The sequence below is a fragment of the Enterococcus sp. DIV1307a genome (assembly GCF_050537425.1).
GTDB classification, from domain to species: domain Bacteria; phylum Bacillota; class Bacilli; order Lactobacillales; family Enterococcaceae; genus Enterococcus; species Enterococcus faecalis.
In genome coordinates this window covers 255753-277961 of record NZ_CP172914.1, presented here as the reverse complement: position 1 = coordinate 277961, position 22209 = coordinate 255753, and the positions used below count along the sequence as shown (strand labels likewise).

Here is a 22209-nt window from a genome sequence, read left to right as displayed (position 1 = left end):
CCGCTTTTTTATTTCTTATATTAGTGCCATCATTATTACTTTAGCCTCTGTTTTAGCTGTTTTATCCTTAGCTTCTTACATCACGTTAGGAACTGTCCCCAGTTTGCCCCAAGCTTACCGAATGATGAATAAGCAACGACCATTGACCGCTAACGAAGAAGAAAGTTATTTGGCCTTAGATCAATTGTTAAAAAAGTCACCGAAATTACTAGATACGCCTTTAAGTAAAGAATTAAAGGAAACGATTCAAATAATTGAGGCAAAAGGATTAAGTGTGATTATTCGAAAGAATGCACGGTTTCCTTATTATTCGGATAATTTAGTAGAAAAATCTTTGTCTGTACATATTCCAAACTACGAAATGAATAATATTATGCCAACTGGCACACTGGATAATGCAGGGCGTCTATATCATTATGTCAAATCCGATTTTCATTATTTAGATGGTTCTAACGGGAGCTTTATTGTCTTGAAACGCGAAAGCAGCCTTTTTGAGTTCTTCACACGCTGGATTATCTGGATGATTTTGTTAATTATCCTTGTAGCAATTGCGGCAGCTTGGCTCATTAATAAGCGCTTAACCAAAACTACTATCGAGCCATTAGAAGCATTAGAAAAAGCGACTAAAACATTGGGTAAGGATGCCCAAAAAGAAAATCCATTTACACCAACTAGCCACCAAACCGTCTCAACAGAAGTCAAACAGCTCCAACTTAGTTTTGAACAAATGTGGCAAGATTTAGAAGAAGCCAATGCGGAACGCGAAAAATATGAAGCTAATCGGAAAGAATTAATTGCAAATATTTCTCATGACTTAAAAACACCAATTACTTCTATTATTGGTTACGTTGAAGGTTTGATGGATGGCGTTGCCAATACTGAAGAAAAAAAACAGCGCTATTTAACGGTCATTCATGAAAAAAGTTTAGGCCTCAATGATTTAATTGAAGAATTATTTTTGTATTCTAAATTAGACCTAGATCGTGCTGTCTTTACAATGGAAAAGACCAATTTCACTCGTTTTATTGCACATATTCTTGAAGAATACCGTTTGGAACAAGAACTCGTGATCACTTCTGTACTTCCCACCGAAGCTTTATACGTTCAAATGGATCCCACGCAGATGAATCGCGTGATTACCAATCTAATTCAAAATAGCATTAAATTTGCGGATCCCACTAAAGAACAACTAGCCTTTACGATTTCTTTAACGCATAATCAAACAGACTTAGTTTTAACCATTACAGATAACGGCATTGGTATCGATAAAAAAGAATTACCTTATTTATTCGAACGCTTCTATCGTGTAGACAAATCTCGAACCCCAACAGTTAAAGGAAGCGGCTTGGGATTAAGTATTGTCAAACAAATTATTGACTATCATCAGGGAACAATCACTGTCACAAGTAAAAAAGGAGACGGCACCAACGTGATAATTACGCTGCCGTTGTTGGAGGATGAAAAATGAAACCACATGTATTAATTATTGAAGATGATCCAAGCATTGCTGATTTGCAAAAAGATTATTTAGAAATTAACGATATGACTGTCACAATTGAACATGATGGAAAAAAAGGATTGGAAGCAGCTTTAAATGAGCCCTTTGATTTAATTATTTTAGATGTGATGCTGCCAACTATGGATGGTTTTGAAATCTGTCGTGCAATTCGAAAAAAAAAGCAAACGCCGATCATGATTGTTTCGGCTAAAAAAGAAGATATTGATAAAATTCGTGGGCTTGGCTTAGGTGCGGATGATTATATAATCAAGCCGTTTAGTCCCAATGAATTAGTCGCTCGAGCAAAAGCCCATATGAACCGTTATCAATTGTTAAGCAAAGCAGAACAACCACCACAATTACTAAAAATCAATGAAATCGCTGTCGACACTGCCGCCCACAAAGTGTTTGTTTTAGAAAATGAAGTTATTTTTACAAGCAAAGAATACAAATTGCTGGTTTTCTTGATGGAACATCCTAACCGTGTGTGGAATAAAGAAGAACTTTTTGAAAGTGTCTGGGGGTTTGATGCCTTAGATACTGAGGTTTCGACTGTCGTTGTTCATATTAAACGGATTCGGGAAAAATTAAAAAAAGCCAATCTTTCTGACTCTCCAATTGAAACACTCTGGGGTAGTGGCTACCGCTTCAATCGATAAAGAGAGCAAAAATAAGTCGGAGCCTATTTCTAGGCTCCAACTTATTTTTTATTAATTTACACGAGAAAATTTTTGATAAAGTTGGTTAAAAACAATCATAAATTGTTCAATTTCTGCCATTGTATTGCTTTCATCTAAACTAATGCGCACAGCGGAAGTCGCCAATTCCCCAGGCACATGCATGGCATACAAGGTGCTACTAGCCATTTTTTTTCGGCTAGAACAAGCACTCGTAGTCGAAATATAAATCTGTTTTTCTTCCAATGCATGGACTAGCACTTCGCCGCGAATCCCTTTCAAAGCAAAACATAAAATGTGTGGCGCAAAATGTTCATTATCTTGTGAAAAAACAGTCACATTTTGAAATTCTTCTAGCGCCTTTAATAAATAACTCCGTAATGTCGCCACATGTTGCGGCCGTTGTTGTTCGTTCTCTAAATGCAAGCGTAACGCTTTGGCCATTGCCACAATTGCTGGTACGTTTTCTGTCCCACTGCGTTGGTTGTTTTCTTGCCCGCCTCCTGTTAAAAGCGGCGCTAAACGTTTTCCTTGTTTCCAATACATAAAACCAATGCCTCGTGGTCCATGAAATTTATGTGCAGAAAACGTTGCAAAATCCACCCGATCCGTTAACCACTCTGAGTAATTAACTTTCCCAATTGCTTGAACCGCGTCTACATGAAAATGAATTTTAGGAAACTCCGCTAAAACCTCGCTGATTTCTTTAATTGGTTGAATCGTTCCCACTTCATTGTTCACTGCCATAACAGAAACCAAAATCGTTTCTTTTCTAATTAATTTCTGTAATTCCTCGACTTTTACACGACCTTCTTTATCCACTGGCGCATAAGAAAGTTCAAAACCTAGTTCGACTAATTGTTCCGCTGTTTCTGTAACTGCTGGATGTTCCACTGCAGAAATAATAATATGATTACCAAATTCTCGTTTTTCGATTGCCGTTCCTTTTAAAACCCAGTTATCTCCTTCAGTTCCGCCACTTGTAAAATAGATTTCATTTGCTGAAACATCGATTAGCTCCGCAATCTGCTTCCGTGCTTGTTGTAAGAGCCGATTCGCTTGGCTGCCTAAGTCATGTAGGCTAGACGGATTGCCAATAATCCGCTGACTGGTTTTTACATATGTATCTAAAGCCTGGGAGTAAATCGGTGTAGTTGCACTATTATCAAAATAAATCATTTGTCACCCTTCTTTTTTAAAATTCTTTCCCATTATATACTTTCTAAAGTATCACTTCAAGTCACCCCCACGCCATAAAAAACAGAGGCTTGTCTGTCGACAAACCTCTGTTTAGTGATTGTTTAATTAAATTGCTGTTAAATTAGGGTTATTGATATTTTTAAAATAAAAATCTTCGATTCGTTTGAACGCTCCTGGCTCAACAGCTTCCAATGCCGTTCCAATTTCATCTAATGCATCTTGATAACGGAATTCTGTCGAGAATAAATACATGCTTTTATCTAAAGCCGCTCGGATGTTCTCGTGAGTATGACGATAGCGGTTTGCATATTGCATCATTTGTTCTGTCAGAGCTGCTGCATTGACTAAATCTTTTGTTTTCTTATCTAATAACTCTAAATCATCTTCGCATAAGTCACACAAACGATTGATTTCATCCATGTTAATGCGCATTTTATTTAAGGCTCGGCTTAAATCTTCAATTCGATCCGTTGCCACATAGAAAAATTCTAAGTAATCAGCAGACAAACCTGGTAATCGTTGCTTTTCAACATATCGTTTGATACTCCGTAAACGGAATTCGTATTCGTCGACTTTTTCTTGGGCGACTTTTTCGCCTTTTCTTAGTTCTTTCAATGAAGCATCGATTTCTAATTGTTGATTTTCAATATCATCTAAAATCTTATAGCATTCTTTATAGAACGCTTGAATTTCAGAGTAAGGAACGGTATGTTCTTTCATTCGAGGTTCCAAGTCTTTTTGACGGCGGATAATTTCTTCAATTTCCGTTTGGAAGCCACGACTACGTCCTAGCTCGTTGTTGTTTAAGGTGTAGCTTTGTGATACATGGTCCAATTCAATCATTAATTGACGGTTATTTTTTAAGGAATGAGAAATATAATCGTCAATAATTTTTTGATTGGTCACGACATATTTCTTCGCTTCAATTTCACGTTCCATCACTTCATATAATGCATCAATCGCCGTTGCTGTGTCGCGATTTGCGACCTCTACTGCAGCAATCTCTGTTTTCTCTAAATCAGCCATTGAATTCTCGACACGTTTTTTCGCATGTTGAATTTCTTCAGCAAAGTTTTGTTCAGGGAACACATAATCGTCAGCTAATAATTGGTTGTAGCCTTCTTCGATTTCTTTTAATTGATCTGGGAAAGTTTCATTTAATTCTTCATACATTGGTGGAATCCGTTTCATTAAGTCTTCCAATTCATACGTATGACGTTCCGCATCTTCTAGGACTTCTCGAGCCTCAATTGGGTCCCCCGATGTATTTAGTGTGACAAATTGTGTGAATTCAATTTCGACGTTTCTTAATTGTTTTTGGATTTCGGAGTAAGCTGGACCAAAGCTAGCTTTATCATCTTTTAGTGATTTACTTAATTCTTCATAGACATCCAAAGCTTTTTGAACTTCTAATGAATTGCGCTCTTCACTTTCACGTAATTCTTTCAAGCCATTACGAATGACTTCCACTTCGGCTTCCATTTCGGTCATCGTTTCATTCGCTTCCACGACTGCTTTCTTCGCTTTCATGAAACGGAAAATTTCATTTTGATTTTCGACTTCATAAATTTGACTCTCTAGTTCGGCGAAAGAACGCGTCGATAGTTCTACCCAGCGTTGATTCCATTCACGGAAACTATTTTGACTCTGTCCAACTAGATGCATTTTTTTAATGTCATCGATTTCTTCAAAGACTGGCAAGTCAAACAGGGCTTCTTTACGAACTTCTAATTCATCTAATTGTTCTTGATTTTTTTTGCGCATAAAATAACCAATTAAGTATAGCACCGCAGCAATAATAACGATTACTAGTACTAAAATGATAATCCAATTATTCTTCATTTTGGCTCCTCCGATAATTTTTCTATAATAAAAGAAAGGTTGTTTGTTCTCTTCACACGGTTATCTATTGTTCCTGACCCTTGAAAAAGGGCATTCTTGCAGAAATACCTATAGAAAATTATAGCACAAACTGTATATTCATTCACTAGTTATAACAAACTTTTTTAAGAAAACCCGCGATCTTCTTACGAAGGGGTTGATTCACTGCTTTCATCGATCCGATTTTCACTAATTTTTTTACAAATATCACTTAGTTGTGTTAAGAAGGCATCCGCTTGACTTTGATCCATCCCAAAGTGTTCATCGCGCATCGCCCAAACTTCTAGCCCAGCTTCTTTGGCAGAGGCAATGCCTTTTTCTGAATCTTCAATGGCTATACATTCCTGTGGCGCAACAGCTAATTCTTGTAACGTGTGCAGATAAATATCCGGCGCCGGTTTACTTTCTTCGAAATCTTCCCCACTCACGACCGCATCAAAATAACTACTTAATTGCCCCACTGTCAAAACCTCTTCAATTGCGTCTTTTGTGGAAGAAGAAGCTAATCCGATTTTATAGCCTTGTCTTTTTAAAAATTGTAAAACACGTTTCGCATTTTCATCAAGCACAGCTAAATAATCTATCGGATGCGCTTTTTTATAGGCTATGTATTGTTCATTTAAAAAAGCAATATCTAGCTCTTTTTTGTTGACTTGTTCAATCTTTTGCCATAATGAACGCATATCCGCACCGACTAATTCCGGCAAGGTTAGGCCCTCAATGGTCAAATCAAATTCCGCTAAAAATGCTTTACGTCGCTCATAATAATAAGCTTCGCTATCTACTAGGACACCGTCCATATCAAAAATAATGGCAGTTTTGGATTCTGTCATACTATTTAACTCCTTCGTTACGACTCATATCTTTACAGTTTAACAAAATTTTAAGGAAAAATGAAGAACAAATATTTTCATGATTTCCTAACTTTCTGAAAATAAGTGGTTGCTTTTCTAAATGTTTTTCGGTATCCTTTTACTAATCTACAAATGAGAAAATAATTAAAAACAGGAGTGATAAACGTGAACGTAGTTAAATTCGGCGGTAGCTCGCTAGCATCAGCACCACAGTTACAGAAAGTCTTACAAATCGTCAAGGAAGAGCCGCGCCGAACGTTTGTTGTTGTATCTGCTCCTGGAAAGCGAACCCCGCAAGATATTAAAGTGACTGATTTATTGATTCAATACTATCAGCGCTACTTAAATAATGAGGAAATTGAATCGACAATCTCTGCCATCATTCGTCGTTATGAAGATCTTTTTGATGAATTACACTTGGATAAAGCAGTTTTAGCTGATATTGCTATTTCGATTCGCCAATTAGCCACTTTACCAAAAGAAAACAATGCTTTTTTATTTGACTATTTTTTAGCTAGCGGCGAGGACAATAATGCAAAAGTTGTTGCCAGTTTTTTCAATCAGAATGGCTTAGATGCTCGCTACATTAGTCCAAAAGAATTAGGTCTCCTAGTGACACCTGAGCCAGGCAATGCCCGCATTTTACCAAAAGCTTTAGAGAAAATTAGTGCCTATCGTGAGACTCAACAAATCTTGGTTATTCCAGGTTTCTTTGGTTATACAGAAGCCGGCGAAATTTGTACTTTTTCTCGTGGCGGTTCCGATATCACAGGGTCCATTGTTGCCGCAGGTGTTCAAGCAGATTTGTATGAAAACTTTACCGATGTGGACGGAATTTATGTCGCCCATCCTGGAATTATTGAACAGCCTCAAACGATTCAAGAATTGACCTACAGAGAAATGCGGGAGTTAGCTTATGCAGGATTTGCCGTCCTCCACGACGAAGCCTTAATGCCTGCCTATCGCGCAAATATTCCAGTCGTTATCAAAAATACCAACAACCCACATCATCCTGGCACCCTAATTACCACCTCTCGCAAAGTGAAGCATGCTCCTGTTGTAGGAATTGCTAGTGATCAAGGGTTCGCAAGTATTTACATTAGTAAGTATTTAATGAATAGAGAATTAGGTTTTGGGCGACGGCTCTTAGAAGTACTAGAAAAATTAGCCTTGAGCTATGAGCATATGCCCTCAGGAATTGATGACATCACGATTGTTTTAAGAGAAGACCAGTTAACAACTGAAATTGAAAATCGACTGATGGCTCAACTCCAAGAAGTTTTAGCGCCTGATGAGTTACGCATCACGCATCACCTTTCTATGATTATGATTGTCGGGGAAGGCATGCGCCAACGAATTGGGGTTACTGCTGAAAGTACAATGGCGTTAGCCAAAGAAAAAATCAACTTAGAAATGATTAACCAAGGATCTTCGGAAGTAAGTATTATGTTTGGTATCAAAAAAGAACAAGAAGAAAAAGCCATCAAAGCCTTATATCGGACGTTCTTCCATGATTAATGAAAAAGACGAATGAGTTTTCTCATTCGTCTTTTTCATTGGTCTCAGTAATTTTCAATTGGCGTTGAATTTCCGCTTTAATTTTAGCTTCTGGCGCAAAATCTTGTTCCCAATTTTCAGGTTTTAATACTTTATTTGTTTCCGGATCATAATGTGGCTGCCCATCTGGAAATAATTTCCCCATATTGGCTTGATGAACGATTTCAATAATTTTTGTTGGATTGACGCCCATTAAGCAAAACGAACCATAAGTAAAATACAATAAATCAACTAGTGCATCCACTTCCTCCACTAAAGGATCAGATACTGGTTTGCCTTTCGCCAAGACTTTCTGCTCTGCTTTATCGACAGATTTTTTTAATCCGTTGACCAATTGTTGAAAAAGTACTTGGTCATTATCAGCAGCACTATATAAAAATTCCACAAGTTCTTCGACTTTAAACTCTGCTCGTCGACTGGCTAGCTCTGGCGAAAAAGCAGTTGGTTGCTCTGGTTGTTGTGGATTAAAAACCTCGTGGAAGGCACAAGCCATTTCATAAGGGGATTGCTTTTCAGACATTCAGCTACCTTCTTTCTCAAAATAAATCTAATTGTTTTGGATTCAAATCATCGTAACTCAAATTCAAGACTTTTTGCATCTGTAGAGCGTTTTCTGCGGCATCGCCGCCAGAATTATTATTAAAAATTACGCCCACTTCTTTAGCTTCTTGCGACATTTTTAAAACAGCTTCGCTTAAATCAGCGATTTCCTGCGTATTATAATGATAAAGGGTTCTTTTTTTTCGCCACTCTGCATCATTGGCTAACCAGCCAGCCGCATTACGTCCGTGAAACCGGAAGAGCACGAGATTAGGATTCGTTACATAAGGATAAAAGGGCACTGGATTCGTAGGAATCTGCGGTTCATCTACAATCACAAGTGAAAATTGATTTTCTTTCATAAATTGCAACATTTGTTTTACAAAGTTTGGTTGATACCATGAATTATTTCGTAATTCAATGGCGATAGGTAGGTCTTTAAACCAGTGACGAATTTTTTGCAAGTAAGCGACATTTTCTTTCGTACAACCAAATGTTCCTGAAAATTGTACCAGAAAGGCAAATAATTTTTTACTTTCAATTAATGGGGCCATACTTTCTAAAAAAGCGGTGATCATTTCTTCTTCACTTGCATAATAGGTTTGCCACTCACCTTGACAACTGATTCCACTATAAACTTTCATGACAAAGCGAAAGTTTTCGGGAACTGCTTTGACCCATTCAGCTACTCGTTCTTTGGGAGGAATCCCGTAATACGCCGTGTCCATTTCAACTAGCGGTAAATGACTGGCATATTCATAAAGCGTGGCCCGTTTTTTTCCAGTTAAATAGTCGTGTTCACTAAAAGATGTTAATCCTAAGCGAATCATGTCCTTCCTCCTCTGCGTAACTTTTTATTTTTCTAAACCGTCCTCTCAACTTAGTTGGTCCAATCGATATTCGCTTCACAATAGGTTTGACCATCAATCCGAATCTCATGGCGCGTTTTCAACTGATTTTCTTGTTCGACAATTTCGTAATGACTTTCGACTTCTTGGCCATATTCTACTTCTTTATCAAATTTCACAAGAATTTTTTTCGGTTGATGCGTTGTTAAAAAGTCATACCCTAACACATCCAATAACCAATTAAAGTAAATCGCATTATTAACATGTTGATTGCCATCAATATCAAAAAAACGCACACGATAAGGTAAAAAGTTCCCCTCTGTGACTTTTTCAATTTTTTCATGGCGATAAATTTTAGTGATTTTTTCAGAATCAAAAGGTGCAATAATTTCTGGTAACACACTACTGATTTTCCGATTTTTTTGATCCATTAAGACAAAGGTTGATTTCACAAAGACACATTCATTGCCTTCTTCATCATGAACCCAAAAGTTACGATAACAAAAATATTTGTTATAACTCATAGCTTGCGTTGTAATTGCTACTTTTTCACCAACTTTTGGTAAACGGTGAATCTCTATTTCATAATTGGTGATGACCCAGCCTAGACCAAATTGAGCGACATAAGCCGCATCTCTTCCTAGTAATTCTGTTTGTTCTTCTGATACTTTAATGACAACCGCTAACAAAGCCGGTATCTTCATTGCACCAGTAAAATCGCCGTCATAGTAGGCAACTTCATAAGAGGATGTATGTTTTTTTCCCACGAAATAATCTCCTTTTTCCAATGGCTACTTTCGTGTCATTGTTTCTTCTTAAAAGTATACCACGTGATTTCTTCAATTGCGATTCCGAATGAAAAATTAACAAAACTTCGAAAAACACTATTATTTATATTATTTAAAAACATTCTTAATATTACTTAAAAAATATTGTTTTATTTTTAAAAATAACATTTCTTATTATTTGTATCCGAAAGATTATTATGTTATATTCCTATCTGTAAGCGCATACAAAATAATTTTTTAGGAGGTTTTTTTCGTGAAAAAGAGTTTATTAACAATCGTCCTGGCTTTTAGTTTTGTTTTAGGTGGCGCTGCATTGGCCCCTACTGTTTCAGAGGCTCATGGTTACGTAGCAAGTCCTGGAAGTCGTGCTTTCTTTGGTAGTTCTGCTGGTGGTAACTTAAATACAAATGTTGGTCGTGCACAATGGGAACCTCAAAGTATCGAAGCGCCCAAAAATACGTTTATTACTGGTAAATTAGCCAGTGCAGGTGTCTCAGGTTTTGAACCTTTGGATGAACAAACAGCTACTCGTTGGCACAAAACAAACATTACAACAGGTCCCCTTGACATCACTTGGAACTTAACTGCCCAACATAGAACTGCTTCTTGGGATTACTATATTACTAAAAATGGCTGGAACCCCAATCAACCATTAGACATTAAAAACTTCGACAAAATTGCTTCAATTGACGGCAAACAAGAAGTTCCTAATAAAGTTGTTAAACAAACAATTAATATTCCGACAGACCGCAAAGGTTATCATGTCATTTACGCTGTCTGGGGCATTGGTGATACGGTGAACGCCTTTTACCAAGCGATTGATGTGAACATTCAGTAAAAATACTCACATCTTAAACTACATTAAAGGAGTTCTCAAAAAATGAAGCTAAAAAAAATAATTCCTGCTTTTCTCCTTCTTTCAACCGTTGCAGTTGGCTTGTGGTTAACGCCTACTCAAGCTTCTGCAGATGCTGCGGATACGATGGTAGATATCTCTGGCAAAAAAGTGTTGGTTGGATATTGGCATAACTGGGCCTCAAAAGAACGCGATGGTTACAAACAAGGAACATCAGCATCGCTGAACCTTTCAGAAGTAAATCAAGCCTACAATGTCGTACCGGTTTCCTTCATGAAAAGCGATGGTACGACACGGATTCCTACGTTCAAGCCTTATAACCGAACGGACACTGCCTTCCGACAAGAAGTCGCACAATTAAATAGTCAAGGTCGCGCAGTTTTATTGGCACTTGGTGGAGCAGATGCACATATCCAATTAGTCAAAGGCGATGAACAAGCCTTTGCGAATGAAATCATTCGTCAAGTGGAAACATACGGCTTTGATGGTTTAGACATCGACTTAGAGCAATTGGCGATTACTGCTGGCGACAACCAAACCGTCATCCCTGCTGCGTTGAAAATAGTCAAAGACCATTATCGAGCACAAGGAAAAAATTTCATCATTACGATGGCGCCAGAATTCCCTTATTTAAAACCTGGTGCCGCTTATGAAACATACATTACTTCCCTAAATGGTTATTATGATTACATTGCCCCACAATTATATAACCAAGGCGGCGACGGTGTCTGGGTCGATGAAATTATGACTTGGGTTGCTCAAAGCAACGATGCTCTAAAATACGAATTCCTCTATTATATGTCTGATTCATTAATCCATGGCACGCGCGGCTATCTACAGATACCAAACGATAAATTAGTCCTTGGTTTACCAGCAAATCGGGATGCTGCTGGTAGCGGCTATGTCGTTGAGGCTACCCCTGTAGCCAAAACTTTTGATCAGTTAGCAAAAGACGGTAATCCTATAAGTGGCTTAATGACTTGGTCTGCAAATTGGGACGTTGGTCAAGATGTCAACGGCAAGTCCTACAACAATGAATTTGCGACACGTTATAGTAACCTTGTAAAATAAAAGCTATTTTGAGACAGAACACCGCATTTGGTTCTGTCTCTTTTTAAATTTTACTCACCTGTCTTTCAATAATCCAAACAATGTTCTCTCGCCTTCTAACCAATTAATTTTAAACCAATCACAGAAACAATGATTAAAAAAATAAAAAATATCCGGCGTAGGTCTTTTGATTCACCTAAGAGCATTCCTAAGATAGCGCCTCCTGCTGTACCAATTCCTGTCCAAACCGCATAAGAAACGCCCATCGGTAATTGTCTCATCCCTAAATATAAAAATAAGAAACTACCACTAAACGCTAGAATTAAAATTAACAATGAACGTAAGTCTTTTTTTGTTGTAAATAATTTAATTGAACCTACGCCAAAGATTTCAAAACAGCCTGCAATAACTAAGTATAACCAACTCATCTTGTTTCCTCCTCTTTATTTCCAGTTACCATTTTTAAGCCAATTACACCTATTAATAACAGCAACAGAAAAAGAACTTTTCCTATGCCCAATGGTGTGTGGAATAAAAAATGATCTGTCACAATAGTTCCAGCACTACCTAAGCCGACAAATACAGCATAGGCTGTGCCAACTGGCAATTCCTCTCCTGCTTTAATCAGCGCATAAAAACTGATAAAGATTGCGATTACTGTCCCTAAAATCTCCCACCATGTTGTACTATGCTTCATACCAATGACCCAAATCACTTCACAAAAAGCGCCAAAAATAACTTTTAACCAAGCTTTACTCATCTTGTTTTCCTTCCCTTCCAAACAAAAAAAGTGCCAACAAACAGTTCAGCTATGGCCTAAGAACTGTTCATTAACACTTTAGTCGCAAGCATCCGGCGATGTTTACGAAAGTTTATGTATTAAAATATCTCAGGCTATTATATTCTTATTTTTTTAAAAAATCAACTAAAAAATAATAGTTCGAATTCGAGACATTTCTTTTGCATTTTTAGGACTAATCATTTAAACTTACTTTTAGTAAGTTAATTAATTAAAAAATTATTTTTCTTTTAGGAGGATTTTTATTATGAATACACAAATTTTAGGTTTACACCACGTCACTGCCATGACTTCAAGTGCTGAAAAAATTTATCACTTTTTCACCGATATTTTAGGTCTACGTTTAATTAAGAAGACTGTCAACCAAGACGATATTGAAACATATCATTTATTTTTTGCTGATGATGCCGGCTCTCCCGGAACAGATATGACTTTCTTTGACTTTCCAGGCTTACCTAAAGGAACCAAAGGAACCAATACAATTTCTCGTACTTCCTTCCGTGTAAAAGATGATGCTGCTTTGGATTACTGGGTATCACGCTTTAATGAATATGCAATTGATCATGGAGAAATTCAAGAACGTTTTGGTAAAAAGTATTTAGAATTTGAAGACTTTGACAATCAACGTTACCAACTTATTTCTGATGAAAAGAACCAAGGTGTCGAAGCCGGCACGCCTTGGAAAAAATCTAACGTTCCTAGTGAACATGCTTTAATCGGCTTAGGTCCAGCCTTTGTAACTGTCGAAAATTACGAACATCTGCAACTAGTTTTAACTGAAGTTTTAGGATTCAAATTGATTGATGCTGAAGGTAGTTTCCATTTATTTGAAGTTGGTGAAGGTGGGAATGGCGCCAGCATCATCGTAGAGCATCGAGAAGATTTGCCAGCGGCTCAAGAAGGCTACGGCAATGTCCATCACTTAGCCTTGCGCGTTGCCGATGAGGAAGCACTACGTTTCTGGATTGAAAAAATTAATCGTTTGGAATTTCCTAATTCTGGCTTTGTGGAACGTTTTTACTTTAAATCTGAATATTTCTTGGCAGCAACACATGTTTTATTTGAACTGGCAACCGATGGTCCTGGATTTTTAGAGGATGAAACCTATGAACACGCTGGCGAAAAATTATCATTACCGCCATTTTTAGAACCAAAACGGGCAGGGATTGAAGAATTTGTGCGTCCTTTCGATACTTCAGATGCGAATGTTCAACGAAATTAGTATTTTTTCTAGGAGGTTCCTATGATTCATTACAATAGTAACGAGTTATCTGCAAAAACAGCGTATAAATTTTTATCAGGAAGTATTATTCCTCGGCCAATCGCTTGGGTTACAACACAAGATACAGCTACAGGTGTCGTCAACGCTGCCCCCTTTAGTTTCTTTAATGCGGCGGCAGCTGAAATTCCTTTAGCAACGTTGTCCATTTTACGACCAGACAAAGAGCCTAAAGATACGGCACGAAATATCTTGGCTACTAAAGAACTTGTCATCCATTTCGTTAACGAAGACGTTCTTACTCAAATGAATCAGACTTCGGCACCTTTAGCAGCAGAGATCAGTGAAATTGACACATTTGGGATTGAAACCATTGCCAGCCAGACTGTTGCTGTTCCAGCAATCAAAGCCGCGCCGATTCGGATGGAAGCTCGCTTACATCAATATGTACCTATTGCTAACCATGAAGGTCAAATTATTACGGATTTATTCATTGTAGAAATTACCGATTTCTATTTTGATTCAGCCGTTTTCGATGAAGAACATCAGTACATTTTACCTGAAAAACTCCAACCGATTGCTCGTTTAGCAGGCAATGATTATACAACATTGGGCGAAATCCGTGAAGTTCGCCGCCCAACGTAAAAAGAAGGCCCCCGCCATGACGGCGGGGGCCTTCTTTTTCTGTTTTATGCTAATGCGCCCATTGGATCCCAAGGTGCCAAAACAGTTGGCGCTTGTTCCCAAGCTTTTTTCTGTTCATCAGTTAATAAATCTTTGTGCACAACGATTTGATAAGTGTACTCGTCCATCCACGCATCGCTCATAACGAAGAAGCCATTTTCACCGACTTTTTCGCCCCAGCTATTTTCCACTTTCCATTTTGTTGTTTGACCATCAACGATATCAACACCTGTTAAAACCATGGCGTGTGTCATTAAGCTTTCACCAAAGTCTAAACGTTCTGCTTTAGTCATCGTAAAATCAATATCAAAAAGATCGTTCATATCGTAAACGTCTAATGCCATAATTCCTGTGTCACGTGTTGAAGATTGTCCGACATCACAACCAAACCAAACAGATTCGCCTTGTTCCAATTGTGCAGCAGCTAATTTTTTGAAAGCAGCCATTTCTACATTTAAATATTTAACTTCTTTGCCGCCGACAACATTCCCTAACATTTCAACAGTGTATGTTTTGTTGAAGGGTTTATCTTCTGTAGGAGCATTAATAATACTTACATAATCATGTAAATTAACGCCAACGTATTTTTCAAAGAATGTTTGCGGTGTTAGATTTTGATCCAAATGATAATTTTTTTCTTCGTCACGGTATTCAAAATCAAAGGTTTCTGGCGGCGTTCCTAAAGAGATTGCTAAGAAATTATAAATTTCTTGTAACATTGCTTCTTTGTTTTTTTGGACTTCTTCAGCAGAAGCGCCTTTTTCAATTAAACTACGTAAAATTGTTGCATCTTTGCGTAATTTTTTATTTAAATAGTTGTTTAAATCACGTGAATTGGAACTGTTGCTGCTTTCAGGCATTGCCGTTTTAGGCACTACGCCATATTTATCAAAAATTGAAACGATCATATCCCATTGCCCACCATCTTGTTGTGGTGTCGCTAATAAAAAGGCCACTTTACGACTAGTCAACGGTTGATCGGCTGTTGCAATAATATTTTCATAGAAATAGTTTGATTTTTCATATTTATCCCAGAAAAATGTATAGTTTTGTGATAATTCAAAATCTTTTAATTGAAACGCATTTAACATTCTATGTCTAAATGTATTTAATGCCGCAAACATCCAGCAGCGACCGCTTTGTTTTTGATTGGCTACTTTTCCAGTAGCTAAGTCGACTGAAAAGACGGGTACGTTATTCACGGCTCCTTGTACAGATTCACCTGAAGCGCTGATACCATTTTTTACTACACTACGTTGTAAGGCATTTTGTTTATTATTGTTCAAGAAATCTTGATGGAATTTCTCTGTTAATTTTGGTTCAATTGCTGTCATATTTTCATCGTCCTTTCATTTTACGTTCTTCTTCATTATATGCTTCTCTTTAAACAGAAACAACCATTTACTCTAAATTCCTTGCTTTCCAACTCTTTTTGCATTAGTATATATAATACAGATAGCACAAATAAGACAGGAGTGATTCGATGCTTTTAGAAATAGATGAACAAAGCGAACAGCCCATCTATCAGCAACTCATTGATCAAATCATTGTAGGCATTGCCAAAGGTGAACTGGTTCCCAATGAAAGTTTGCCTTCTATCCGACAATTGGCGGACGAAATCGGGGTCAATATGATGACTGTTTCAAAAGCTTATAATAAGTTAAAGCAATCAGGTTATATTGTGACTGACCGTCGTAACGGCACCAAAATTGCCGCAAAGTTACCTGCTACCGCTGTTTGGCAACAGCAATTGCATGAGCGTTTAGAACTTCTGTTGGCTGAAAGTTTTTTACATCAGCAATCCGAAGCAGAAATCCAAGCACTTATTCAGAAAATTTATCAAAATTTTGATTCGAAAGGGCGTGCATTATAATGGCGGTATTCTTTTATTTCATCCTAGTTTCTGTCGCTTTTTTTATGGCATTTACTATGGGGATTTATGCAAATCCTCACAAAAATATTATTTTGGAAAACACTTTACCAGAAGATAAACTACAAGATCCCAGCGTTCAAGCAATCCGAAAACGTTATAAAAAACGCTTGGTTCAACTAGCAGCCGTTTTTAGTGTTCTTAGTTTACCTTTGTTATTTATTCCTTATGATTCGATTTTGTTGTTTCTTTTTCTGTTACTTTTATTTAGTTTTATTGGCAGTGGCTACTATCTGCAAATCGTTTATATTCGCAAAATGGCCGCTTTAAAAATGCAAAACGTCTGGTTGCTACCTAAGCGTCCTCTCTTAATCGATACGCAATTAGTTTTAAATAAAAACCAGAAACTTATTTCATTTTGGTGGTTTTTACCTGCAATTATTCTTACTTTTGCTGGGGGCTTTTATTCCTTGCAAACGGCGATTGGTTCCTGGATTCTTTTCTTAATTACTGTTTTGATGTTAAGTTTGTTCATTGGCGGCTATTATTTTATTGCGCGCTTACCTGTCAAACCGCTAACTAGTGACTCAAAAATTAATCAGCAAATCAATGATTTATTTCGGCATCATTGGTCTGTTTTAATGGTTTTATCAGCCTTAGTTTTTGCACCGCTAACCATTTTACCAACTTTCACAATTGTAATTAATTATACGGTTGCGATGGCCCTTACTTTTTGTTATTTTATTCTTTTGTTTGTTTATGTAGGCTTTCTCTTCTACTACCTATTTTCAATGCGCAAAAAACAAGATCAATTCGTTTTACAGGCTGGCGATTATCGCTATGGGGATGATGATCAATATTGGCGGTATGGGATTTATATCAATCCAAAGGACCCCAAAATCATGGTTCCTGATCGCATTGGTATGAATTTATCTATTAACCTAGGACGGCCTGCTGGGAAAATTATTCTAGCCGCTACTGGTATTTTAACGATTGCGGTGCTGTTCTTTGCCACAGTACCAATGTTTATAAATGATTTTTCTAGTCATGCCTTTCAAGCAACTATTGAAAAGAACCAAATTGAATTATCTGCCCCATTAGCAAAAACAAGGTCAATTCCTTTTAACCAAATCACTGCTGTTTCTTTGATTGATGACTTACCTCAAGAACGCATCCGCACAATGGGTGCTGCGACAGATAGTTACTTAACAGGAGAATTTAAAGTCGCGGGAAAACCTGCTTATTTACTAATTTATACAAAAAGTCATCCGATTCTGAAAATAGAAACGCGGGAGAAAGTTTATTATTATACTGCGCGTGAGGGTCAAGAAACGACTAAGATTTATCAGGAAATCAAAGCAAAACTTCCATAACAAAAAAACAGGGCCTACTCATGATGGTAGGCCCTGTTTTTTGTTATTCGCTGACAACCTTGAATTTTGTATCTGCCAACGTGGTATTCAGTTCATCTTGGCTTACTTCACGATCTGCTGTCACAACGGCTGTTTGATCTGCCAAGTGAACCGCAACATTCGTTACGCCGTCAATTCCACTAAATTTTTCAGTGACCGCTTGAACACAGCCATCACATTTCATCCCATCAATTTTTACTGTTTTTTCCATTTCACTTCATCCTTTTCAATTTTATTTTTGACTTCCACTAGTTCTTTTCACCGTCGAAGGTTTAAATCCTTTTAAGCGTAAGGCGTTTAGTAAGACAGAGACTGAACTAAAACTCATAGCTGCTGCTGCAATCATCGGACTTAACAAAGGTCCACCAAATAAGTGTAACACACCCATAGCCACTGGAATACCTAATGTATTATAGGCAAATGCCCAGAAAAGATTTTCTTTGATGTTTTTGATGGTCGCTTTACTTAATTCAACTGCTGTAGGCACATCCATTAAATCACTACGCATTAGCACAATATCGGCCGATTCCATTGCAACATCTGTGCCTGAACCAATAGCAATCCCCACATCTGCTTGGGCAAGTGCTGGTGCATCATTAATACCGTCACCCACCATCGCAACTTTTTTGCCTTCTGCTTGTAGTTTTTTCACTTCTAACGCTTTATCTTCTGGTAAAACTTCACTTAAGACACGATCGATACCTACTTGTCTTGCAATCGCCTCGGCAGTACGCTTGTTGTCTCCCGTAATCATCACGGCTTCGATCCCCATTTTATGCAAACGTGCAATGGCTGTTTGACTGCTATCCTTCACAGTATCTGCTACCGCAATGATACCCGCAAACGAACCATCTTTTGCCACAAACATTGGGGTTTTCCCTTCTTCTGCCAAACGATCCGCTTGTTGAACAAACGTTGATAGCTCAATGGCTTCTTCTTTCATTAATTTTATATTGCCCAAAAGTAGGACTCGTTCGTTGATTGTCACACGGATGCCGTGACCTGGAATCGCTGAAAAATCGCTTCCTTCTGCTAATGGCAATTGACGTTCTTTAGCCGCCCCCACAATTGCTTCACCTAGAGGATGTTCTGATCCTTGTTCTGCAGAAGCTGCTAATGTTAGTAACTCAGCTTCTGAAAGTGCTGAATCAGCAACTAAAATATCTGTAACCACCGGTTTGCCTTCTGTAATAGTCCCTGTTTTATCAAACACGATTGTTTGAATTTTGTGAGTGGTTTCTAAAGCATCCCCACTTTTAATTAAAACGCCATTTTCAGCACCCTTACCTGTCCCCACCATAATCGCAGTCGGCGTTGCCAAGCCGAGCGCACAAGGACAAGCAATCACTAACACAGAAATGGTAATTGTCAAAGCGAAAATCCATGACTCTTGTCCTAAAAAGAACCAAGCCAAGCCAGAAAGAACAGCCAAACCAATGACGATTGGGACAAAAACACCCGAAATTTTATCAGCTAATTGTGCAATCGGTGCTTTTGAGCCTTGCGCATCTTCTACTAATTGAATGATTTGGGCAAGGGCCGTCTCTTTTCCCACTTTTGTCGCCTTGAATTGAAAGCTGCCATTTTTATTGATGCTAGCACCAATTACTGCATCACCGACTTTCTTTTCAACAGGCAAACTTTCGCCCGTTAACATGGCTTCATCCACAGAACTACTGCCTGAAACAATCACTCCATCAACAGGGATTTTATCTCCTGGGCGAACAATCACAATGTCATCCAACTGAACAGCATCAACTGGCACTTCAATTTCTGCGCCATCACGTAAAATATGAGCAGTTTTCGGCGCTAAACCCATTAATTTTTTTATCGCATCTGAGGTTTTCCCTTTTGAAACAGCTTCGAAATATTTTCCTAATGTAATTAAGGTTAAAATAACACCCGCTGATTCATAATAAAGAGCCATTGTAAAACTTGTGTCTCCTAAAAATATCATGACTGTGCCATATAAACTATACACAAAAGCAGCGCTGGTTCCTAAAGCCACCAAAGAAAACATATTCGGATGCCCTTTAAACAATGCTTTAAAACCAACTGTGAAAAATTCTCTGCCGACATATAGAACGGGTAAAGTCAAAATCAATTGAACCATTGCAAAGGTCATCGCATGTGTCATTGGATTCAAAAAATCCGGCAATGGTAAGCCTACCATATGTCCCATCGCAATATAAAGAAGGGGCACTGTAAACACCGCTGAGATCCAAAAACGTTGCCACATCTCAGCAATATGTTTTTGTTTCTTTTCACGATCTTGGTCCGCTGTTGCACCTGCAGCGACTTCTTCTGTCGCTTGATAACCTGCATCCGTAACTGCTTTGATAATTTTAGCACTCGTTACTTGATGGTCGTCATAACTAACCACCAGTTTTTCCGTGGCTAAATTAACAATCGCTTGTTGAACACCAGATAATTGGTTCACAGCTTTTTCAATCGTTTGGGCACAGGAAGCACAACTCATTCCTTCAATCGTAAACGTTCGTTGCTTGGCTGGGCTAATCGCCTTGTAGCCAGCATCTGACACAGCTTCCTTAATTTCTTCTTCTGTGACTTCCGTCTGATCATACGTGACACTTAATTTTTCCGTAGCTAAATTGACACTTGCCTTTGCCATCCCAGGTAACTTCGCCGTAGCCTTTTCAATCGTTTGGGCACAGGAAGCACAGCTCATCCCTTCAATATCAAACGTTTTACTTTCCATTTTTTTCACTCCTTTTTAAATTAAATGACATTGGCATTGACCAGGAATACAGTTACAAGGGACAGATTCAACCGCCGTCTTGCGCTTCTCTTTCAAGAGTTCCTCTAATCGATCCAAATCGTCATAACTCAACTGACTCTCTGTTAAAATTGTTTCTACCACGGAACCAACTTTACGGCTGCACACCTTGGCTAAAAGTTCGTCTGCCACCGTTTCAACGCTCCGACGTTCTTCTACTAGCGGATAATAAATATATTTATTGCCTGCTTTCTCCGTCCCAACTAACCCTTTATCTGTTAAACGACTTAGTAACGTCTTGACGGTCGTTGATTTCCATTCTTTTTTCTCATTTAAAAGTGTATGCACTTCACGACTCGTGGTTTTGCCTTGGGTCCAAATAACCCGCATGACTTCCCACTCTGCATCAGTAATTGTCGCTAATTTATCTTTTGCCATACTCGTTAAATTCCTCCTTCATCAATAAAAAAAGAGTTCAAGATTATCGACTACAAATGTAGTCGTTTATCTTGAACTCATCATATAGCTATTTTATTTTTTTGTCAACAACTTCTGCTCATCTTTTTTTATTGCAACGCAGATTCTTGTTTTTTAACAAAGTATTTCAATAAGAACGGTGCAACTAAGGTCGTTAAGATAATTACCACAATCATGCTCGTATAATACGCTTCTGAAAGTAATTTAGATTGGTAACCAATTTGCGCAATGATTAATGCCATTTCCCCACGCGAAACCATCCCAGCACCGACCATTAAAGAACTTGTATTGGAGAAACCAACCATTTTCGCTCCCCAGGCGCCGCCCAGTAATTTCGTTAAAATCGCCATAATCGTCATTACCAAAATAAAAGGTAAATCCTTTCCTAACGTGTTAAATGTCACTGATAAGCCAATGCTGGCAAAGAAGACGGGAATAAACACGGCATAGCCAATAGCTTCAATATTGAAATCAATTTCTGTTTTTGCATCCGTTTGTCCCACAGCAATCCCTGCAAAAAAGGCACCTACGACAGAACTTAAACCAACTAAATCAGCCAAATAAGCCATGCCCAAACAGATAATCAATGACATGATAATCACAGACGACCCAATGTTCATTTTTTGACTTAAACGTAGTAAATAGGGAGCAATAAAGCGGACCAAAAAGAAAATCCCAATAAAGAATAAGCCTTGTTCAATTAACTTAACAATAAAGCTGACTTCTGTATTGCCGCCTGTACTTGCACCAATCATGCCGACAGCGACACTTAAAATAATCACGACCACGATATCGTCAACGACGGAAGCCCCAAGAATCGTTGCACCTTCTTTACTACTTAAAACATTCAACTCTCTTAATACTTCTACTGAAATGCTGACCGACGTTGCTGCTAAAACTAACCCAAGGAAAAAAGCTTCTTTCCAAGAAAAAGCAAACAGCTGACCAATCAACATAGTAAAACCAACCGGTAAAACGATGCCCAAAATAGCGACCATGACACTAGGTTTCGCATATTTTTTCAATAATTCCAATTCACATTCCATTCCAGCAATAAACATCAGCATAATGACACCAATTTCTGAAAAGTCATGCACAAACACATCTTGATGCACAATATTTAACATCGCTGGACCTAACACAATCCCTACTAGCAATTGCCCAATTACCGCAGGAATTCCTACTCTTTTACAAGCAACACCTGCTAAAGTCGTTGTAATTAAAATCAAACATAAAATACCTAAAAATTCCATACTATTTCC

General features: G+C 38.0%; 22 protein-coding genes. 9 read left to right on the top strand and 13 right to left on the bottom strand.

The genetic code is table 11. The features are described 5' to 3' along the window. Positions 1–124 precede the first annotated feature (124 nt). Entirely contained in the window at positions 125–1468 is a 1344-nt protein-coding gene (locus IGL90_RS01470; protein WP_025192774.1) for a sensor histidine kinase, read from the top strand. After that, the gene (locus IGL90_RS01465) at positions 1465–2157 is read left to right on the top strand and encodes a response regulator transcription factor (protein WP_002355236.1); all 693 of its coding nucleotides are present in this window, start codon (positions 1465–1467) and stop codon (positions 2155–2157) included. Before IGL90_RS01470 ends, IGL90_RS01465 begins: the two co-directional genes overlap by 4 nt. A 51-nt stretch (positions 2158–2208) precedes the next feature. On the opposite strand, the gene IGL90_RS01460 is transcribed toward IGL90_RS01465, so the two are convergent. The 3 genes from IGL90_RS01460 to IGL90_RS01450 all read right to left on the bottom strand — a co-directional run bounded on the left by IGL90_RS01460 (position 2209) and on the right by IGL90_RS01450 (position 6089). Next, on the bottom strand, positions 2209–3354 hold the full coding sequence (locus IGL90_RS01460) for a cysteine desulfurase family protein (RefSeq protein ID WP_010777364.1): 1146 nt from the start codon (positions 3352–3354) through the stop codon (positions 2209–2211). A gap of 126 nt (positions 3355–3480) precedes the next feature. Further along, entirely contained in the window at positions 3481–5217 is a 1737-nt protein-coding gene (gene ezrA, locus IGL90_RS01455; protein WP_002355233.1) for a septation ring formation regulator EzrA, read from the bottom strand. A 185-nt stretch (positions 5218–5402) separates the two neighbouring features. Beyond that, positions 5403–6089, bottom strand: coding sequence for an HAD family hydrolase (locus IGL90_RS01450; RefSeq protein WP_002355232.1), 687 nt, complete (start codon positions 6087–6089; stop codon positions 5403–5405). A gap of 186 nt (positions 6090–6275) precedes the next feature. Between IGL90_RS01450 and IGL90_RS01445 the strand changes: the two genes are divergently transcribed. Continuing rightward, positions 6276–7628 carry an aspartate kinase gene (locus tag IGL90_RS01445; RefSeq protein WP_002385384.1) on the top strand — a complete coding sequence of 451 codons (1353 nt, stop codon included), beginning with the start codon at positions 6276–6278 and terminating at the stop codon, positions 7626–7628. A gap of 22 nt (positions 7629–7650) precedes the next feature. Here the strand turns inward: IGL90_RS01445 and IGL90_RS01440 are convergent, their stop codons facing one another. From IGL90_RS01440 to IGL90_RS01430, 3 genes are read right to left on the bottom strand one after another with little or no spacing between them, the layout of a single operon-like run. Beyond that, a complete protein-coding gene (locus tag IGL90_RS01440; protein ID WP_002355230.1) occupies positions 7651–8187 on the bottom strand; it encodes a haloacid dehalogenase in 537 nt (178 codons plus the stop codon). Positions 8188–8203: 16 nt separating this feature from the next. After that, the gene (locus tag IGL90_RS01435; protein WP_002358361.1) at positions 8204–9037 is read right to left on the bottom strand and encodes a DUF72 domain-containing protein; all 834 of its coding nucleotides are present in this window, start codon (positions 9035–9037) and stop codon (positions 8204–8206) included. 50 nt (positions 9038–9087) lie between these two features. Beyond that, positions 9088–9822: an acyl-ACP thioesterase domain-containing protein gene (locus IGL90_RS01430; protein WP_002355227.1), complete on the bottom strand. Its 735-nt coding sequence runs from the start codon at positions 9820–9822 to the stop codon at positions 9088–9090. A 274-nt stretch (positions 9823–10096) separates the two neighbouring features. Between IGL90_RS01430 and IGL90_RS01425 the strand changes: the two genes are divergently transcribed. After that, positions 10097–10681, top strand: coding sequence for a lytic polysaccharide monooxygenase (locus IGL90_RS01425; protein WP_002355225.1), 585 nt, complete (start codon positions 10097–10099; stop codon positions 10679–10681). Between the two features lie 42 nt (positions 10682–10723). Further along, positions 10724–11770 (top strand): glycosyl hydrolase family 18 protein, encoded by a 1047-nt coding sequence (locus IGL90_RS01420; protein ID WP_430604662.1) that lies wholly within the window; start codon positions 10724–10726, stop codon positions 11768–11770. A gap of 95 nt (positions 11771–11865) precedes the next feature. Here the strand turns inward: IGL90_RS01420 and IGL90_RS01415 are convergent, their stop codons facing one another. Beyond that, positions 11866–12177 carry a DMT family transporter gene (locus IGL90_RS01415; protein WP_002355223.1) on the bottom strand — a complete coding sequence of 104 codons (312 nt, stop codon included), beginning with the start codon at positions 12175–12177 and terminating at the stop codon, positions 11866–11868. Further along, on the bottom strand, positions 12174–12530 hold the full coding sequence (locus IGL90_RS01410; RefSeq protein ID WP_002386054.1) for a DMT family transporter: 357 nt from the start codon (positions 12528–12530) through the stop codon (positions 12174–12176). Before IGL90_RS01410 ends, IGL90_RS01415 begins: the two co-directional genes overlap by 4 nt. Before the next feature lie 265 nt (positions 12531–12795). On the opposite strand from IGL90_RS01410, the gene IGL90_RS01405 reads away from it, so the two are divergent. Then, positions 12796–13770 (top strand): ring-cleaving dioxygenase, encoded by a 975-nt coding sequence (locus tag IGL90_RS01405; RefSeq protein ID WP_048737144.1) that lies wholly within the window; start codon positions 12796–12798, stop codon positions 13768–13770. 21 nt (positions 13771–13791) lie between these two features. Next, on the top strand, positions 13792–14412 hold the full coding sequence (locus IGL90_RS01400) for a flavin reductase family protein (RefSeq protein ID WP_002395578.1): 621 nt from the start codon (positions 13792–13794) through the stop codon (positions 14410–14412). A 44-nt stretch (positions 14413–14456) separates the two neighbouring features. On the opposite strand, the gene IGL90_RS01395 is transcribed toward IGL90_RS01400, so the two are convergent. Then, positions 14457–15785 carry an aminopeptidase C gene (locus IGL90_RS01395; RefSeq protein WP_002358357.1) on the bottom strand — a complete coding sequence of 443 codons (1329 nt, stop codon included), beginning with the start codon at positions 15783–15785 and terminating at the stop codon, positions 14457–14459. Positions 15786–15934: 149 nt separating this feature from the next. Here IGL90_RS01395 and IGL90_RS01390 point away from each other — a divergent pair, with 149 nt between their 5' ends. After that, a complete protein-coding gene (locus tag IGL90_RS01390) occupies positions 15935–16324 on the top strand; it encodes a GntR family transcriptional regulator (RefSeq protein WP_002358356.1) in 390 nt (129 codons plus the stop codon). Further along, positions 16324–17694 carry a DUF5808 domain-containing protein gene (locus IGL90_RS01385; RefSeq protein WP_048737146.1) on the top strand — a complete coding sequence of 457 codons (1371 nt, stop codon included), beginning with the start codon at positions 16324–16326 and terminating at the stop codon, positions 17692–17694. The genes IGL90_RS01390 and IGL90_RS01385 overlap by 1 nt, the downstream gene beginning before the upstream one ends. Positions 17695–17737: 43 nt before the next feature. Here IGL90_RS01385 and IGL90_RS01380 read toward each other — a convergent pair whose 3' ends face one another. The 4 genes from IGL90_RS01380 to IGL90_RS01365 form a co-directional block, all read right to left on the bottom strand. Continuing rightward, positions 17738–17944, bottom strand: coding sequence for a heavy-metal-associated domain-containing protein (locus IGL90_RS01380; RefSeq protein ID WP_002355215.1), 207 nt, complete (start codon positions 17942–17944; stop codon positions 17738–17740). A gap of 21 nt (positions 17945–17965) precedes the next feature. Beyond that, positions 17966–20452 carry a heavy metal translocating P-type ATPase gene (locus IGL90_RS01375; RefSeq protein ID WP_048737148.1) on the bottom strand — a complete coding sequence of 829 codons (2487 nt, stop codon included), beginning with the start codon at positions 20450–20452 and terminating at the stop codon, positions 17966–17968. A 15-nt stretch (positions 20453–20467) separates the two neighbouring features. Continuing rightward, the gene (locus IGL90_RS01370; protein ID WP_002358353.1) at positions 20468–20908 is read right to left on the bottom strand and encodes a CopY/TcrY family copper transport repressor; all 441 of its coding nucleotides are present in this window, start codon (positions 20906–20908) and stop codon (positions 20468–20470) included. A gap of 128 nt (positions 20909–21036) precedes the next feature. Beyond that, a complete protein-coding gene (locus tag IGL90_RS01365; protein WP_002355211.1) occupies positions 21037–22200 on the bottom strand; it encodes a cation:proton antiporter in 1164 nt (387 codons plus the stop codon). Positions 22201–22209: the final 9 nt, after the last annotated feature.